The 15,034-nt window shown below is 44.9% G+C and carries 15 protein-coding genes; 11 read left to right on the forward strand and 4 right to left on the reverse strand.

What is annotated here, in order from left to right:
* Positions 1-8: 8 nt before the first annotated feature.
* Positions 9-2,675 carry a HEAT repeat domain-containing protein gene (locus NTX75_08260; protein ID MCX5816219.1) on the forward strand — a complete coding sequence of 889 codons (2,667 nt, stop codon included), beginning with the start codon at positions 9-11 and terminating at the stop codon, positions 2,673-2,675.
* Positions 2,676-2,769: 94 nt separating this feature from the next.
* Here NTX75_08260 and NTX75_08265 read toward each other — a convergent pair whose 3' ends face one another.
* Positions 2,770-3,834, reverse strand: a complete 1,065-nt coding sequence (locus NTX75_08265; GenBank protein MCX5816220.1) for a hypothetical protein — start codon at positions 3,832-3,834, stop codon at positions 2,770-2,772.
* Positions 3,835-4,580: 746 nt separating this feature from the next.
* Between NTX75_08265 and NTX75_08270 the strand changes: the two genes are divergently transcribed.
* The 5 genes from NTX75_08270 to NTX75_08290 all read left to right on the forward strand — a co-directional run bounded on the left by NTX75_08270 (position 4,581) and on the right by NTX75_08290 (position 8,046).
* The gene (locus tag NTX75_08270; GenBank protein MCX5816221.1) at positions 4,581-5,891 is read left to right on the forward strand and encodes a hemolysin family protein; all 1,311 of its coding nucleotides are present in this window, start codon (positions 4,581-4,583) and stop codon (positions 5,889-5,891) included.
* Between the two features lie 101 nt (positions 5,892-5,992).
* Entirely contained in the window at positions 5,993-7,063 is a 1,071-nt protein-coding gene (gene yedE / locus NTX75_08275) for a YedE family putative selenium transporter (protein MCX5816222.1), read from the forward strand.
* Between the two features lie 12 nt (positions 7,064-7,075).
* The gene (locus NTX75_08280) at positions 7,076-7,294 is read left to right on the forward strand and encodes a sulfurtransferase TusA family protein (protein ID MCX5816223.1); all 219 of its coding nucleotides are present in this window, start codon (positions 7,076-7,078) and stop codon (positions 7,292-7,294) included.
* Between the two features lie 86 nt (positions 7,295-7,380).
* On the forward strand, positions 7,381-7,782 hold the full coding sequence (locus NTX75_08285) for a (deoxy)nucleoside triphosphate pyrophosphohydrolase (GenBank protein ID MCX5816224.1): 402 nt from the start codon (positions 7,381-7,383) through the stop codon (positions 7,780-7,782).
* A gap of 60 nt (positions 7,783-7,842) precedes the next feature.
* Positions 7,843-8,046 (forward strand): 4-oxalocrotonate tautomerase family protein, encoded by a 204-nt coding sequence (locus tag NTX75_08290; protein MCX5816225.1) that lies wholly within the window; start codon positions 7,843-7,845, stop codon positions 8,044-8,046.
* 50 nt (positions 8,047-8,096) lie between these two features.
* On the opposite strand, the gene NTX75_08295 is transcribed toward NTX75_08290, so the two are convergent.
* The gene (locus NTX75_08295; protein MCX5816226.1) at positions 8,097-8,279 is read right to left on the reverse strand and encodes a hypothetical protein; all 183 of its coding nucleotides are present in this window, start codon (positions 8,277-8,279) and stop codon (positions 8,097-8,099) included.
* Positions 8,280-8,329: 50 nt separating this feature from the next.
* Entirely contained in the window at positions 8,330-8,773 is a 444-nt protein-coding gene (locus tag NTX75_08300) for a Crp/Fnr family transcriptional regulator (protein MCX5816227.1), read from the reverse strand.
* A 145-nt stretch (positions 8,774-8,918) separates the two neighbouring features.
* On the opposite strand from NTX75_08300, the gene NTX75_08305 reads away from it, so the two are divergent.
* Complete coding sequence (locus NTX75_08305) at positions 8,919-9,590, forward strand: 4Fe-4S binding protein (GenBank protein MCX5816228.1); 672 nt, start codon at positions 8,919-8,921, stop codon at positions 9,588-9,590.
* 196 nt (positions 9,591-9,786) lie between these two features.
* Here NTX75_08305 and NTX75_08310 read toward each other — a convergent pair whose 3' ends face one another.
* On the reverse strand, positions 9,787-10,137 hold the full coding sequence (locus NTX75_08310) for a cupin domain-containing protein (GenBank protein MCX5816229.1): 351 nt from the start codon (positions 10,135-10,137) through the stop codon (positions 9,787-9,789).
* A gap of 274 nt (positions 10,138-10,411) precedes the next feature.
* On the opposite strand from NTX75_08310, the gene NTX75_08315 reads away from it, so the two are divergent.
* From NTX75_08315 to NTX75_08330, 4 genes are all read left to right on the forward strand, one after another.
* Positions 10,412-10,687, forward strand: a complete 276-nt coding sequence (locus NTX75_08315; GenBank protein ID MCX5816230.1) for a hypothetical protein — start codon at positions 10,412-10,414, stop codon at positions 10,685-10,687.
* 108 nt (positions 10,688-10,795) lie between these two features.
* A complete protein-coding gene (locus NTX75_08320; GenBank protein MCX5816231.1) occupies positions 10,796-13,105 on the forward strand; it encodes a hypothetical protein in 2,310 nt (769 codons plus the stop codon).
* Between the two features lie 400 nt (positions 13,106-13,505).
* Entirely contained in the window at positions 13,506-14,303 is a 798-nt protein-coding gene (locus NTX75_08325) for a hypothetical protein (GenBank protein ID MCX5816232.1), read from the forward strand.
* Positions 14,304-14,414: 111 nt separating this feature from the next.
* Positions 14,415-14,714 (forward strand): helix-turn-helix domain-containing protein, encoded by a 300-nt coding sequence (locus tag NTX75_08330; protein ID MCX5816233.1) that lies wholly within the window; start codon positions 14,415-14,417, stop codon positions 14,712-14,714.
* Positions 14,715-15,034 lie beyond the last annotated feature (320 nt).

A 15,034-nucleotide genomic window follows, 5' to 3' on the forward strand; every position in this document is an offset into this window, starting at 1 on the left:
CCTACGGTATGAAACGTTTTCTTTCAAAAACGCTTAACATATATGATCAGGAAATTAGAAAATTCCTCTGGATAGGCGCTATCTTTTTCGGCATCTTCTTTATCATGGCCATTTTCCGTAGCTATGTGGATACCACATTTCTCAAACGCTATGGCGCCGGCTCTATTCCGCTCATGCTGCTCATTAACGGTGTCGTGACCATCGTTGTTTTCGGATTTATGAATCGTCTCAATATGAAATTCCCCGATCATAGACTCCTGAGCGGTTTTCTTATACTATGCGCCCTTGCGATAACAATCCTCTTTTTTATGATTCAGGGGGGGAGTATAATCGCCTATCCGGTACTTTTTCAAATCCTGAACCTCCAGGACTCGTTTTTTTTGGTATACCTCTGGAACATGGCATGCGATCTCTTTGATGCCCGTCAGGGAAAACGCATTTTCCCCCTCATTATGGCGGGACAGGTGCTGGGAACCACGCTGGGGAGTTTTATCGTGGCGCCCCTTGCTTCATACGCCGGATATGAGCCTCTCCTTATTATCACCTCGGCAGGTTACTTTGCTATCGCATCGGCGATGGCCTTTTCGGCTGGAAGGATGGTCGGTTCCCTTGCCCCTGAAAAAACAGAAGAAAAGACGTTAAGTAAAGGCCCGGCGGAAATCTTGTCTATCATGAGGCAGTATCCCATTATACGCTATCTGATTATATCGGGCCTTATTCCGAATATCCTGCTGCCTGTCTTTACATATCAGTTCAGCGTTATTGCCCAGCACAGCTTTACCTCAGAGCACTCTCTGCTGACCTTCCTCAGTGTATTCAGGGGGGGTACAACGCTGATAAGTTTCATTCTCCTTTTTGTAATGGGTCGTGCCTATACAAGAATGGGGCTGCCCAACGCATCAATGATTCAGCCGTTAAATTTTGTTTGTGTTTTTACTGCGCTGACTCCCTTTTTCAATATATTTACGGCAGCATATGGCCAGTTTTCCACCATATTCATCCAGAGGGCCATTGCCGGACCTGCCAACAAAGTCCTCTTTAATGTGGTGCCTGAGACTGTCGCAGCATGGAGCCGTGTATTTGTAAGGGGAACCGTAATAAAGGCAGCTGTCATTATAGGCGCCCTTATCATGGTTGTACTGAAGCATGTGGTAAGTGCAAAAGGGTTGGCCCCTGTTGCAGCCGTAATTGCTCTGTATTGGATTTTCGAGACCGTTCTTTTCAAAAGACGATACAAAGAGGGGCTTAAACAGGTGCTCATGGACGGAGGTATCGATTTCGACCGTATCGAATCAGAGATTGCCATGGAACAGGATGTAACGCCTATGGTTTTCCAGGCCTGCAGTATTGCCACCGGGCAGCACAAAGGCCGCAGGGAGATGGTATGTCATGAGGATATCACGCCCGAAATAGCGCTGAAACAATTGAACAGCAAAGACGACCTTGTACGGGCTGAGGCGGTGGTTTTCTTCGGCGGCCATCGTGACCCGCGGGCCATTAACCGCTTGATTCAGAGCCTCGATGACAAGGAGGTAGTCAGGGAAAGGGCTGTCGAATCCATTGCCGCCTATGGCGAAGGTGCCAGGCCATTTCTCGAAACAGCTTTACTGGACAGCCCTATAAGGATTCAACTGGGTATCATTGAGGCCATGAGATGTTCAGGCATGAAGGATTTTAATGTAACGCCTTTTATGTTCAAGGTATTAACAACAGCATACAACAATTTGATTGCAGCGGAAGCTCTTTCGCGTCATCCCGGCTCACATAGCTACGATATGCTGAAGACCCACCTTTATGAACAGAATGAAGAGATCATGGGCGCTGTCTTTTATGCCCTTTGGGTACGCTATGACGATATGAGATTGATGTATGAGTCCCTCCGCACCGGCAAGGCTTCTGCTGCTGTGGAGATGGTGGAGACATCCATCGACAGGGAGACGGCAAGGTATCTCATCCCCCTCATCGATGAGATACCTTTTGCCGAAAAGATAGAGCGTGGGAGACAGGTTCTACCTCTCTTACAAACAAACGATATTGCCTATATCTTTTCCGGGTTAACAAGAAGCGATGACCCTGTCACAAGGATGCTCGTGGCGTATGCCGTAGGTGAACATATGCCCAATATGAGTTTTTACCCTGTTGCAGAATGGCTTCTCGATGATCGGGATGAAGGGGTGAGGCAGGCTGCTGCCTATGCAGTACAACGGTGCATGAAAGGAGACGCAAAGATGCCTGAAATTATTTATGATATGGACATTTTGAAAAAGGAGGCCCTTTTTAAGGGCATCACCATTAAGGGATATAAGGCCATTGCCTCTATCGCAACACAGAAATTTTATAAAGCAGGGGATATCCTTATCGGTGAAGGGAAGGAGGTCCTGTCGCTCTATATTATCACGGATGGCCAGGTACACGTCTTTACCCATTACGGGACCGATAGGCAACAGCTTATGGGTACGTTGACAGACGGGGACGTTATGGGTGAACTCTACCTTTTTAGCCATCTCCCTGCAGGTGAAACCTATGTGGTGGCATCGGACTTTCTGGAGGCCCTTGTCTTCAACCGTCATGCCTTTTATGAGATTATGAATCTCCATCCCCAAATCGGAATAAACCTTTGCAGACAATTTTCCGTGAGGTTGGCCGGGGAGAAAAATAAATCTCAGGGGCAGTAATCTACTATTCAGCTCGCACGGCGAGCGAGAGGGGGAGGCTCACACGGTTTTGCCGGGTGAGGGGGCAACGCGAGCCCCTTTGATAGCCGGGGCTTCACAGAAGCAGTTCATCGGGGACAGGCATCTTTTCTGTCAATGCATGGAACAGTTTCACATATGTATCTACCCTCTGCTCCCATGAGTGTTTATGTGCCATAAAGGCCATTACTGCTTCCCTTTTGTCTGACGGCGGGTGTTGAAGGAGCGACCGGGCCTTTTCTGTCAGGTCTTCCATATCATCGTATTTAAAGGTCAAACCGAGGCCGGTCTCACGAATGAGTGTATTATTAACAATGGGCTCTTCGGAAAGCACCGGGAGGCCGCCCCTGAGATAACTGAATATTTTCGACATATCGTTGTCGAAAGGATAAGGGCCTGTGGCGATGGCAAGGCCCATGCGGGCATGAAAGACATAATTCCATATCTCGTCTTCAGATAATGATCCGTGCTGCACCACCAGAGGACTGAGCGCATGCTGTTCCTTTCCGGAGTATAGGCATGACTTGTCTGAGCCGATGAAGTGAATCTTTGCCACCCCCTCGAAACGCCGGGAGATTTCATTGATTACAGGGATCATGCGCGGTGCTGCAAGGCTTCCGAGAAAGAGGATAACCTTTTCATGAGGACTGAAAGGGTTTTTCCCCGGCAGCGGGATCACAGAAGGGCACCCGGTAGGGACACACACGACAGGGGAGGCTGGGCCATACAGGGCATGCCACCTCTCTCCGTTTTCAGCATTGTTCACGATAACACAGGAGGCCCGTTCCCTGATAAGGGCCTGGCATCTCAGGAGTTGTTCCCTCATTGACTCATCCCGTTCAGGTAACAGGTCGTCTACAACCCGCACAATCCTGGAAACTACCGGTCCTTCATAACCGTCAATCAGATCAATAGAAAAATGATAGCAGGTTTTCACGAGGTCATAACGGCCTGATTTTAGGGAGCTTAAATGGCATACAGGCACAACTCCATCAATGAATCCATCTTCTTCAACAGGGGCAAGGATTTCCGTTTCCATGCCTTTATGTATCAATCCCTTTGATATGGCACGAAGGCGGATCAGATCGATGCTTGCCGGCGGCGCCAAGGGGTTTTTATGAAAGACAATTGCTATCTTCATTTTAATGTTTTCGTCATCTCAAGAACAATTCCCACTCAATAAGCGAAAGAACGCGGATAAAAATTGATAATCATCCCCTGCTGCATTGCCGCTATGGTTGTTGATCCAATTTTTTTGCCGGTTTTAGAAGCATATACGCAGGCAGGATTACCAATGCAAGGAAAATCAGATAGACTGCAGGGGCTATAAGAACTCCCGTTGTTTTGATCAGACAGGTACTCACCATCGGCGCAGTACCGCAGAAAAATGCGAAAATTCTAAACCTTAGATTGCTTTCCCATTCATGTTTCGTTGACTCCCAACCCATATATTCATTGTCCTTCAATTCTATTTTGATTTCAACTTAAAAACACTTAATAGATTACCGAATATTGGGTCGAAATATATGTGTTTCTAAAAATGGTACAGATATTCTCTTTCAGGAAGCAAAGAACCGAGTCAGATTGGATAATTGTGGCGCACCCAAGGGAGGGAGTATTGTTATCTCCGGCAAGTTGCTGGCTCCCCCCCGGCATACCCTGTGGGACGGTAGCCTTGCAGTCCGGGACGCTCTACAATCAACGTAACTATGCAAGGCTATATAGTCCTCTCAGGCTTAGCCTTCATTCTACAGGCAATACGATTATGAGTTACTTAAAGGTATGGAATACGGTTGTCCGAATTTACAAACCTTTCATTTCTGCCTTTACACTCTCTGTCAAAAACTGCTAAAACATTCTCATGTATTCTGAATTCAGGAGATTGCAGTGGATAGACCCTTTTTAGAAGTTTTACTTATAGCAGTTCTCATAATTCTCAACGGTATTTTTTCTGCCGGTGAGATTGCCATCATCTCTTCACGGAAAAGCAAGATTAAAGAGATGATAAAAAACAAGAAAGGAAAAAGGGCCGAAGCCTTGCTCGAAATGAAAGAGAATCCGGAAAGGTTTCTTTCTGCAGTGCAGATTGGTATAACGCTTTTTGGTACCCTTGCTTCCGCTATAGGCGGTATCCTTGCGGTACAATATGTGAAGCCTGTAATACATGCCATGCCTTATATCGGTGTTTTTGACGATACTATCTCCCTTGTTATCGTGGTAGCAATCCTTACCTATATCTTTCTTGTTGTCGGAGAGCTTGTGCCCAAATATATCGGTATGAACTATAAAGAAAAGGTGGCATTATGGATTGTTCCGATCTTCCAGCTTACTTCAAGATTCCTCTTCATGTTTGTAAATTTTCTCTCATTGTCAACAATGCTTGTTGTCAGAAGCCTTTCCCTTAAGAAGGGTGAGGAACATATCGGTGAAGGCGAGATTAAGATATTGCTTGAAGAAGGCAGGCGGAAAGGCGTTTTTGATGAGACCGAGGAAAAGCTTATCCATGGCGTTTTTGAATTTGCCGACCGGTCGGTAAAAGAGATTATGGTTCCCAGGCCGAACATTTACAGTATCAATATCGAGGATGGCATGGACGAGATATTGAAATATATTGTTGAGAACGAATTTTCCCGGTATCCGGTCTGCAAGGGGAGCCTTGATAGTGTTATCGGGCTTGTCTATCACAAGGACATCGCTAAGCAGATATGGCTGAAGAATCCCATTTACCTGGAGAACATCCTCAAAAAACCTTATTTCATACCCGATACAATGGAAATAAGCATTCTCCTCAAAGAGATGCAGAAAAGGCGCCAGCACCTTGCCATTGTGGTGGACGAATATGGAACCACCGCCGGCATTGTGACGCTTGAAGACATTATGGAAGAGATTTTCGGGGAGATAATGGATGAAACCGACGTGGACGACAGGATCGAAAGATTGAAGGACGGCTCTATTATTATCGATGCCTCTTATTCAATCAGGGATCTGAATATCAGGCTTGACATCGATATTCCCGAGTCTCCGGATTATGAAACGCTTGGCGGATTTGTACTCAACCAGTTGCAGGGTATGGCCAGGGGAGGCGAGATGATTGACCATGGCATATACAGGTTTATAGTGGTCGGAGTAGAAGGAATAAGAATTACCAGGGTAAAACTCGAAAAACCAAGGAAAAGACAGACAGGTATCTTAAAATAGTAAAATCTTATAAATCAGCCTGAAGTTATTCTTAATATCAATTTGACAAATATCAATTATGAATATTAAAGTTAGCCTATATTCTGTGGAGGTTAACATTAATGGAATTTTTTAAAAGGCATTGGAAGATTATATTGTGCGGTGTTTTTATAGGGATTTTTGCGGCTGTTCTCCAGAAACTCGGCAATCCGGCAAATATGGGCATATGCGTGGCCTGTTTTGAGAGGGATATTGCAGGGGCGCTTGGCTTTCACAAGGCGGCGATTGTTCAATATTTGAGGTCGGAGATCATTGCGTTTGTCCTTGGCTCATTTGTTGCGAGCCTTATCTTTAAAGAATTCAAGCCAAGGGGCGGCTCTCTTCCCCTCGTGAGATTTTTTCTCGGGTTTTTCGCCATGCTTGGCGCCCTTGTCTTTCTCGGATGCCCATGGAGGGCTTTGCTCCGACTTGCCGGCGGTGACTGGAACGCCATTCCTGCGATTATCGGCCTTATAGTTGGTGTTTATGTAGGCATTCTTTTTATCAGGAATGGCTTTACGCTTGGAAGGAATTATCCGGCTTACAAGCTTGCGGGTCTTTTGATGCCCATGCTGATGTTTGCCCTTCTTCTCCTTTTAATCATCAAGCCGGTAACGCCCACAGGTGCTCCTTTCTTCAGCCAAAAGGGACCTGGTTCACAGCATGCACCCATTATTGCGTCTTTTGCCATTGCATTTTTCATAGGTGTGTTTGCCCAGAGGACACGCTTCTGCACCATGGGGTCGATCAGAGATGTAATCCTCATGAGGGATTTCCATCTTGCCAGCGGCGTAATCAGCCTCCTCGTCTTTGCGTTTTTGGCAAACCTCGTATTTGGGCAATTCCATCCGGGTTTTACCGGCCAGCCCATAGCCCATACGAACCATCTCTGGAATTTTCTTGGTATGGTCCTTGCGGGCCTTTCGTATGCACTTGCCGGAGGTTGTCCTGGTAGACAGCTTTTCCTGTCCGGTGAAGGTGATATCGATGCGGGAGTTTTTGTGATCGGGATGATCGTTGGTGCAGGGTTTGCCCACAATTTCGGCACTGCAGCTTCCCCGGCAGGCATTGCTCCGTGGACACCCTTTGCCGTTATAATGGGTCTTCTGTTCTGTGTGGCAACAGGGTTATTCATGAGAAAAAGAATTGTATAAGGAGGATGGAAAATGAGCAGAACAACACTCGATTTAAGGGGTCTTTCCTGCCCGCAACCTGTTTTTGAAACAAAAAAAGCGATTGAAAACCCATCCTTTGAATCTTTGGAGGTTCTCGTCGATACACAGGCATCCGTTGAAAACATAAAGCGGTTACTGAACAGCAAGAAGAATATTGAATATTCTGTTGAAGAAGGTGAAGATTTCAAGGTTATCATTTCAAGAGCGTAAAGATAGTTGAGGACCACGCTTTCAAGCGTGGGTGAATGCATTATTATTCACACAACGCGTGTACATATGGTAGCATTATTTCAAGAATGGACAACCAGTATTATATAACGGTTATTGCCGGTGTTATTGAAAATGATAGCAGAATTTTGATTGCCAAGCGGAAGAAAAATAGCTTTTTAGGTGGCAAATGGGAGTTCCCCGGAGGAAAATTAGAGGATAACGAAACCCCCGAAGAATGTTTGAAAAGAGAACTGATGGAAGAATTTGGCATTGAGTCAGAAATAGGTGACTTTATCTGTTCAACCCGGCATCCCCTCAATTGCCAGACTACAATTGATCTTGCAGTATATAAGGTAAACTATGTTTCCGGGGAATTTTGCTTGAATGACCATGACGAGATACGATGGATCAGACGATCCGAATTAAACCAGTACGATTTCCCGGAAGCTGATTATGCAGTAGTAAAGAGGCTCATGGAAGATTTATAGATGAAAGGTGAAATGTGAAAGGTTATAGGTCATTGTTTATTTCATCTTGAGGAGGTAAATATGCCATTTGTGAATATTAAGATTACCAAGGAAGGTGTTACTGCTGAAAAGAAGGCAGAACTTATCGAAGGGGTCACCCGGTTGCTCGTTGATGTGCTGGGTAAAAATCCCCAGACTACGGTCGTGATTATTGATGAGGTGGAAACAGACAACTGGGGCATCGGCGGTGAAAGCGTTACAGTACGACGCAAACGCAGTCAGTAACAGAGGTTTTACCGTAATGGTTTAAAACCAATTGCACATCACGGAATTTATCAGTCAATCAGATTCTTCAGCCGTTCTATAACGGTTTTCAGTTGTTTTTCCCTTTCCTTCAACGCTTCACGGAATTCCCTCCGGTGAGTGTGCACGATTTCTACCTCCAGATGGGAATGGTATGTCTCGATGACATTGAGCAATAATTTTGCTTCTTCACTATCCATTTCAAGGGTTATCATGATACTCTCCTTTCTTTCATGTAAAAAGCATTTTGAAAAAGAGCAGCTTACTACTGGCGATAAATATGCTGATAGGCATTTCGTAACCTCTGAGCGACAATACCCGTGAGGTGCTTGTAAATGAATAAACCCTCAGCAGGATGTCTTTTTATGACATCTTCTATCGTATCCCTGGAAACCCTTATTACCTTTGCACCCTCACTGCAACGCGCTGTAGCGGTATAAACATAGGGTTCAACGAGTGCAGACCATCCAAAAATTTCACCAGGCCGAGTCATGGTATAATGCATATTTTCTCTCTCAAGCAAAACAATATCTACCTCTCCTTCTACGAGCTCATAAATGTAAAGCGCTTCCTCATCTGTTCTAAATATGACCGAATCCTTTTCAATAACTATTTCCTCGCTGTTCTTGCCAATTTCACTCATGACACGCTGACTTACTCCCCGAAAAAGATCAAATTCTTTTGTTGGAGATGCTTCCATAATCGACATGACCATCACCACCCTTTTTAAATTTATCTCCTTACTATCTCTATTAGCACAAGATTCTAAAATTGCAATAACTATTTGTAATTAGTATAGGAATTTGTTGTGCATCTTGACAAACTCTTTAAAAGGCATTATTAACTGAAGGATTATGAACGCGAAAGAAAATTTGAAAAATATGAAAAAGTCACGGATGAGCAAGCAGATTGTTATGGGAACTTTCTTTCTTATACTCCTTGGCGGAGGCTGGTTTTTCCCTCTCATCGGGTATTTTATCCCGCTCTGTATGGTTGCAGGTATCAGCATGGCGAGCGTAAAAGGAAGAAAATGGTGCAACTGGTTCTGCCCGAGAGGTTCCTTCGCGGATGCTTATATGAAAGCAATAAGCCCTGAAAAGAAAATTCCGGATTGGTTACGCTCATTACCTGTTCGCATTGGAGTGCTTGCCTTCCTCATAGGGATGCTCACTGTCCAGATCATAAGGTTTTGGCCTGATCCATATGCCATCGGCAGGTTTTTTATGGTGCTCCTTACCATTACGACAGCCGTCGGGATAATTCTTGCCCTTGTCTTCCAGCAGCGTTCATGGTGCTATATATGCCCGATAGGGTCAATGTCAAACTGGGTAGGGAAGAACAGGGATCAACTTGCCATTGATACAGAATCCTGCGTTTCGTGCAAGCTTTGTGGAAAGACATGCCCTATGCAGCTCACCCCTTATGAAATGAAGGAAAACCAGGAGATGTCCTTTAAAGGAGATTGTTTGAAATGCGGTCTCTGTGTGGTCACCTGCCCGAAAGAGGCGCTCAGTTACAGGGGCTAACGTCGCCCCCTCCACCGGCAAAGCCGTCGGAGCCTCCCCACTCTCGCACGCTGTGCGTGCTGAAGACTCTTTGTTCTGACAGGGGCTAACATCGCCCTCCACCGGCAAAGCCACGACCCGCAAGCGGGTGTCCCGGCCTCCCCCTCTCGCTCACCGTGTGAGCTGAATAGATTCCAGCGGACAAGCCCGTGGGAATCTATTCGTACTCTTTCGGAACGGCGCAGATTAAAACGAATGGCTTATCTGCTGATTTATTCCGGTACTGGTGTGTTTCGCCAGGCAGGATAAGGGCAAAATCTCCTTTTTTGACAGGACGTTCTGACCCGTTTTCCATGACAACGGCGCCATTACCCTCGATGATGTAATTCAAATGTTCAAAGGCATGTTGATGATACGGGGTATGGCCGTTCGGCTCAATGGTGAAAACCCGGAAAGAATATGCCGGAGAACCGTCACCCATTGATATGGGGATCTGCTTATATGTATTTTTTGCCCCTTCAATATTGAGTTTAACTTTCTCTACCTTGTCAAGATTGGTTATTTTCATACGAAACCTCCAAGAGGATAAATGTATGTTAAATACGCAGGCTTCCCGTCTGAACGGAGCTGCTGCTAACTGTAAAAAAATCGAATACAGAGAAAAATATCGGAGCCATGATATATTGTACATTTTTGTTTTGGTCTTTGGGTAGTTTTTTTACTTTTTACAGCAATTTTCGGTGAGACAATATTCTCTTATTTTCCTTTATGGAATCTATTAAAGAACGGGGTGTCTTAAATTCCGTGATTGTCCTGCCTTCGGCAGGATTAAGGCTTGCGTGATGTCCCTCCGCTTTCACCTTTCATTATTTCCCTCTACGCTCTACGCTCATCCTCCCATGGGTCAGGCCAAAGGAATTCTCGCATTCATTCAAGCAAGACATCCCGATAAAAACTATGATGTGAAGGGGGTGATGAGCGAACCGGTGAACTACGACCGGTCTCCCGATTATGTGTCGGAAGGTTTTTCCGACACTGTGTCGGAGATTGTATCTATATCTGCGAAGACAACAAGGACGATGCTTCGCACGCTATCGCTCTTAAAAACGCCCGGATAGATTTGTCAGATCAATGTTTTGAAAAGCAAATTGACATTCTCTGTGAATCCGCTATACTTGAGGAGGCCAATTACCAAAGAAACCTACTTTCTGTAGAATGGGGGCATTATGCAATTATTTCTCTTTTTTACTGTAATAATAATTGGTTTAAGCGCCTTTGTATACGCAGGTCCATCAGACAAGGATTGCTCAAAAGCGAGATCTCAAATTGAATCCGAACGACAAAGCTACCAAAAGATTCAATCAGGCGAGAAGAGTAGACGGTTCTACACCGGAACAAGCCCATGGTATGCGGTCATTCCCGAAGACCTCGAATATGTCTGGAAAGCAGTTGATGGAGGTCTGCCTAAAGACCCAAAAGGAGACAAATATTGGGGGCCTGCAGAATGCCGTACCGTATGGAGCAAAGGCACATTCCAGGATTATGAAAAATGTGCGTGGTCGCAATACCTTTCCCGACTGGAGAAACTTGTTTCAGCCTGCGGCGGCGCTCAGAAGGTTGAGCCATACGTTCAGAAAGAATTGCCTCCTTTTCTTTTTGAAAGCGTCAGGCGTTTGATGGAAGCTAAACCTCCGCTCCAAAAGGCCATACAGGAGATTATCGGCAAGGATGCATTCTTAGTGGTCAGAGATAATACAGGGAAATTTTATGCAATCAATAATAAAGGTAAAAAAATGAACATCCCTGAATCGCTGAAAGATAAGCTTGCCTTCTCCAATAAGCCTGCACTTTTGCCGGCACTGCTCCCAACAGAAGCTCCGGATGAAGAAACGAAGGAAAAAGAAAGGGGTTTTGAAGGTACGGTCAGGAATCTTTTTCCCGAGAACTACGGTAAAATAATAAGTACTTACACTGCTGCTACCTACTTTTCCATGGATGAATTCCGGGCCGGGGCGGTTGGAGCCCTAAGTAAGGCAATAACAAGAGATGGATATAAAATTGTATTGCAAAAGCCGGACGATTCTATAGAAAGGCTGAACGAACTCCTCCAGGTGCCCAATTTTTATGATATCTGGCGCGAGAAAAATAAGATATTGAGCCCTGAAGCTGAAAAGCTTGTCTATGAAACACAAAATTACCGTCAAAAAAGATTTTCGCAACTATCTGAGGCTGAAGCAAAAAATATTATAAAACTGAACAGGCTTATTCTTGAGGCAACCTACCCGAACATTTGTCCAAAGAGCTTAACAAAGGTGAAATACAGGAAAAGCAAATCATCAGATACTGAATATGTAAAAATAAAAGATAATGTTTATGATTTTACATATTTAGGACCACAAGCAGTATTCTGTTCGTCCGAGCATTCCAGCGTTAAAGGAACAGTAAACGGCGGTGGAGATTTTATTTATAATTTCAAACACACCTTATTAGCTTCCCTTGATGAACAGGACAGCTCGATAGCAACTGATTTTGTAAAAAGTCCCATTGTTTTTGCAGCTTCAAGTTCTCCAGAATATGTGTTTATTTTAACACCCTCTGCCCAGATAACGCTTGCAGGAAAGGCAGTTGTGGATGTGGGATACAACGGTGAAACAGGGCTTTTGGTACTCGAAGGAAAGGCAAGGGTGAAAGAAGCTGTGACCGGCTCGGAGCGGGAAGTACCTGCTGGGTCCGTTGTATATGCTATCCCCGGCTTCGGAATCAGTAGGACAATCAAAGCATCGGAGATAAAGATAAGCCGCTGGTGGGAAGGTGCTGCCAAACGGCCGGATACCACACTTACAATGCCTGTTGTGAAGGAGCTTGTATTTGCCACAGGTGTTCGTGATGGTAAACCAGTTGGTGCTGCTGGCTCGTTTTCGCCGGATACCAACCCCATTTACATGTGGATGCGTCTGGACAGGACCGGATCACAGGGAAAGATCAAATCAGCCTGGTATTTTCTGAGCCAAAAAGGTCCCTTTTTTATGGGTGGAGAAGAGATTACCCTAAACCCAAACAATAATTGGGCAGAGTTCAATTACACATTGGCACCCGGAAAGCGCTGGCCGGTGGGTGAATATAAAGTAGTTGTCTCATCCGGGTCTCAGGAAATTGCCTCCGGTTCCTTCCGTGTTGCCGACACCAGCCAGCCTCAGTTCTTGAATTGGATTTCTATCTTATCCAGCGGACAGCCGGTGAACGTTGTTCTGGATGCGGTCACAGATTCTAATGAAAAAAACTGGCCCCTTGGAACGATTAAGGGGGGAGAACGCTATACTGTCCAGTATATCCCTTCATCGAAACAATGGCGGGCAACGGGTTATAACAAAGGAACAAAAGCAGCAGGAACATGGACGTATCCTGGCGGAAAACCAGAGAACCGTGAATTCAGCATTTGGGGCCATATTTTCCGATTTGACGAGACTGGGCGAGTATTTGACAACCAGCTGGGTCATGTGGGGCGACTGTTGCCGCTGAAGCCAGTCGGCAAGTAATGCTGGGAGAGGATAAAGGGGTTATGATACCCCCTTTATCCTTCCAACGTTAAGTCTTGATAAGAGGCTTCTACTGGATGGTTGTGGTGAAGCCGGAATGTATCATATTGATTTGTTCTGATAACGCAATTCTGTTCAATTGCTTCCTGCAAGAGGCAACATGTTGCTCCTTTCCGTTGGCCAATAATTCAACTGGCAATCGTGGACAGAAAAACTACAAAAAAGTACATTTGCTTTTACCATGCAATATCAGCAAAAACAATTTCATCATAAATTAAGGTTTTGATTATACTCGAAAAAAGCTTGTCATTCCTTCATTGAAAAGTATAATATTCAAATCAAGTATATTTGATATATTAACTGTGGCGCGTAAAACATTACAACTACGAAGGGGCTGATAATGAAAAGATTATTTATCATATTTTTATTTTATCTATGCTTACTGACCGGTTGTGCATATCCAAATATTAAGAACCAGACGATTCCTCAAGTAGATTCCAGTTATAAACTTGAAAAAGATATGGCTGTAAGCGCCAGAACAGGTTGGCAAGATTCGGAAATCATGCTACGAGAAGGACAAAAATTTATCATACGAGCAAGTGGACTTTGGAATAAAGGTTTTGCACCTGATTGTGGCCCTGATGGATATATCGGTTCTGCCGGAGAAATTCGTTACAATTCCGAATATGGTGCTATGTCGTTACTCGGCAAGATTGGTAATGAAAAAGAATTCCTCATTGGAAGTTATGTTGTAATGGTGGCCAGTTCCTCAGGCGAGTTGTCTTTTCGGCCAAATTGTGCTGATATTGGTTTTTGGGATAATTCTGGCGGTGTCATAGCAAGTATTTACTTGCCAAAGGTTTATAATGCGCAAGACAATGCAGCCCCACTAAAGGTCGAAACTGTTGCCAAATCTGTAGATGTTTTGATTAAGGGTTATTCTCCCGGGGGCAAATCGAGGCAGCAGGATTATCAAGAGGCGTTGCTTAACGCCAAACTCCAAGCGATCGAGAGGGCGGGTATTGATATATCCTCATATACTAAGGTTGAGAACTTTGTAGTAACGCATGATCTTATAGAAAGCAAGGCCCAGGCTGTACTTGAGCCAGGGTTTCAGGTTATTGATATGGGTTACCAATCTGACGGATCATTTCTAGTGATCCTTTCCGGAAGAGTGACGACGTCAAAGGTAAAATAAGAGGGGGGCACAGGAGAGAGCTTTGACAGAGGGCAGGAGATAGAGGCCAATTGACCGAACGGGGACATAGGTAACACTTTTGTATTAATTCATAGACACGAGGAGGTATCTATGGGTTGGAAAGGAGTTACCGTCATGGACCAGAGAGTATGTTTCATTGCAGAATACCTGAATGAGTATTTCCCGTTTAATGAACTGTGTCTTCAATTCAATATCAGCAGGAAGACAGGCTACAAGTGGGTGGAACGGTATGAACAGGAAGGACCGGAAGGACTGGCAGACAGATCACGAAGACCCCACACCTGTCCACATCTCACCGATGAGGCAATCAGTGAAGCTCTCGTGCAGGCCCGATTAAAACATCCCACCTGGGGGCCGAAGAAGCTCCTTGAGATCCTTGCTCCCCGTTAGGGGGGATAAGGGGACATCCTATATTCCTCCTGTCAAGTAAAATTTTATTAAAAAATAAACCATGTAAAATCATGTTGTTATAACGTACTCTTTTTTAAGTACGCACCTCTCTTGTCGGTTCTTTCGTGGAACCCTTTCATGTGTCCGGCGATCTTCTCACTTCAAAACGAATCCGCACCTCAGCGTTACCTGCCTGGATATGGCCGCTGAAGGCTCCTTTCTTCGGATATTTGCTATGGGATTATATCGAAGCGGAGCGTGATTTTCCATAAAATGTTGGACATTACTGCAATTATATTATAGGGTTAATGGATCGGAGA

The sequence above is a fragment of the Pseudomonadota bacterium genome (assembly GCA_026388315.1).
Lineage (GTDB): Bacteria > Desulfobacterota > Syntrophorhabdia > Syntrophorhabdales > Syntrophorhabdaceae > MWEV01.

Excerpts from the sequence above, each read along its gene's own strand:
- NTX75_08320 (MCX5816231.1), top strand. The coding sequence starts at position 10,796 with ATGCAATTATTTCTCTTTTTTACTGTAATAATAATTGGTTTAAGCGCC.
- NTX75_08310 (MCX5816229.1), bottom strand. The coding sequence starts at position 10,137 with ATGAAAATAACCAATCTTGACAAGGTAGAGAAAGTTAAACTCAATATT.
- NTX75_08315 (MCX5816230.1), top strand. The coding sequence starts at position 10,412 with ATGTCCCTCCGCTTTCACCTTTCATTATTTCCCTCTACGCTCTACGCT.
- yedE (MCX5816222.1), top strand. The coding sequence starts at position 5,993 with ATGGAATTTTTTAAAAGGCATTGGAAGATTATATTGTGCGGTGTTTTT.
- NTX75_08260 (MCX5816219.1), top strand. The coding sequence starts at position 9 with ATGAAACGTTTTCTTTCAAAAACGCTTAACATATATGATCAGGAAATT.
- NTX75_08325 (MCX5816232.1), top strand. The coding sequence starts at position 13,506 with ATGAAAAGATTATTTATCATATTTTTATTTTATCTATGCTTACTGACC.
- NTX75_08295 (MCX5816226.1), bottom strand. The coding sequence starts at position 8,279 with ATGATAACCCTTGAAATGGATAGTGAAGAAGCAAAATTATTGCTCAAT.
- NTX75_08300 (MCX5816227.1), bottom strand. The coding sequence starts at position 8,773 with ATGTCGATTATGGAAGCATCTCCAACAAAAGAATTTGATCTTTTTCGG.
- NTX75_08305 (MCX5816228.1), top strand. The coding sequence starts at position 8,919 with ATGAACGCGAAAGAAAATTTGAAAAATATGAAAAAGTCACGGATGAGC.
- NTX75_08265 (MCX5816220.1), bottom strand. The coding sequence starts at position 3,834 with ATGAAGATAGCAATTGTCTTTCATAAAAACCCCTTGGCGCCGCCGGCA.
- NTX75_08285 (MCX5816224.1), top strand. The coding sequence starts at position 7,381 with ATGGACAACCAGTATTATATAACGGTTATTGCCGGTGTTATTGAAAAT.
- NTX75_08330 (MCX5816233.1), top strand. The coding sequence starts at position 14,415 with ATGGGTTGGAAAGGAGTTACCGTCATGGACCAGAGAGTATGTTTCATT.
- NTX75_08290 (MCX5816225.1), top strand. The coding sequence starts at position 7,843 with ATGCCATTTGTGAATATTAAGATTACCAAGGAAGGTGTTACTGCTGAA.
- NTX75_08280 (MCX5816223.1), top strand. The coding sequence starts at position 7,076 with ATGAGCAGAACAACACTCGATTTAAGGGGTCTTTCCTGCCCGCAACCT.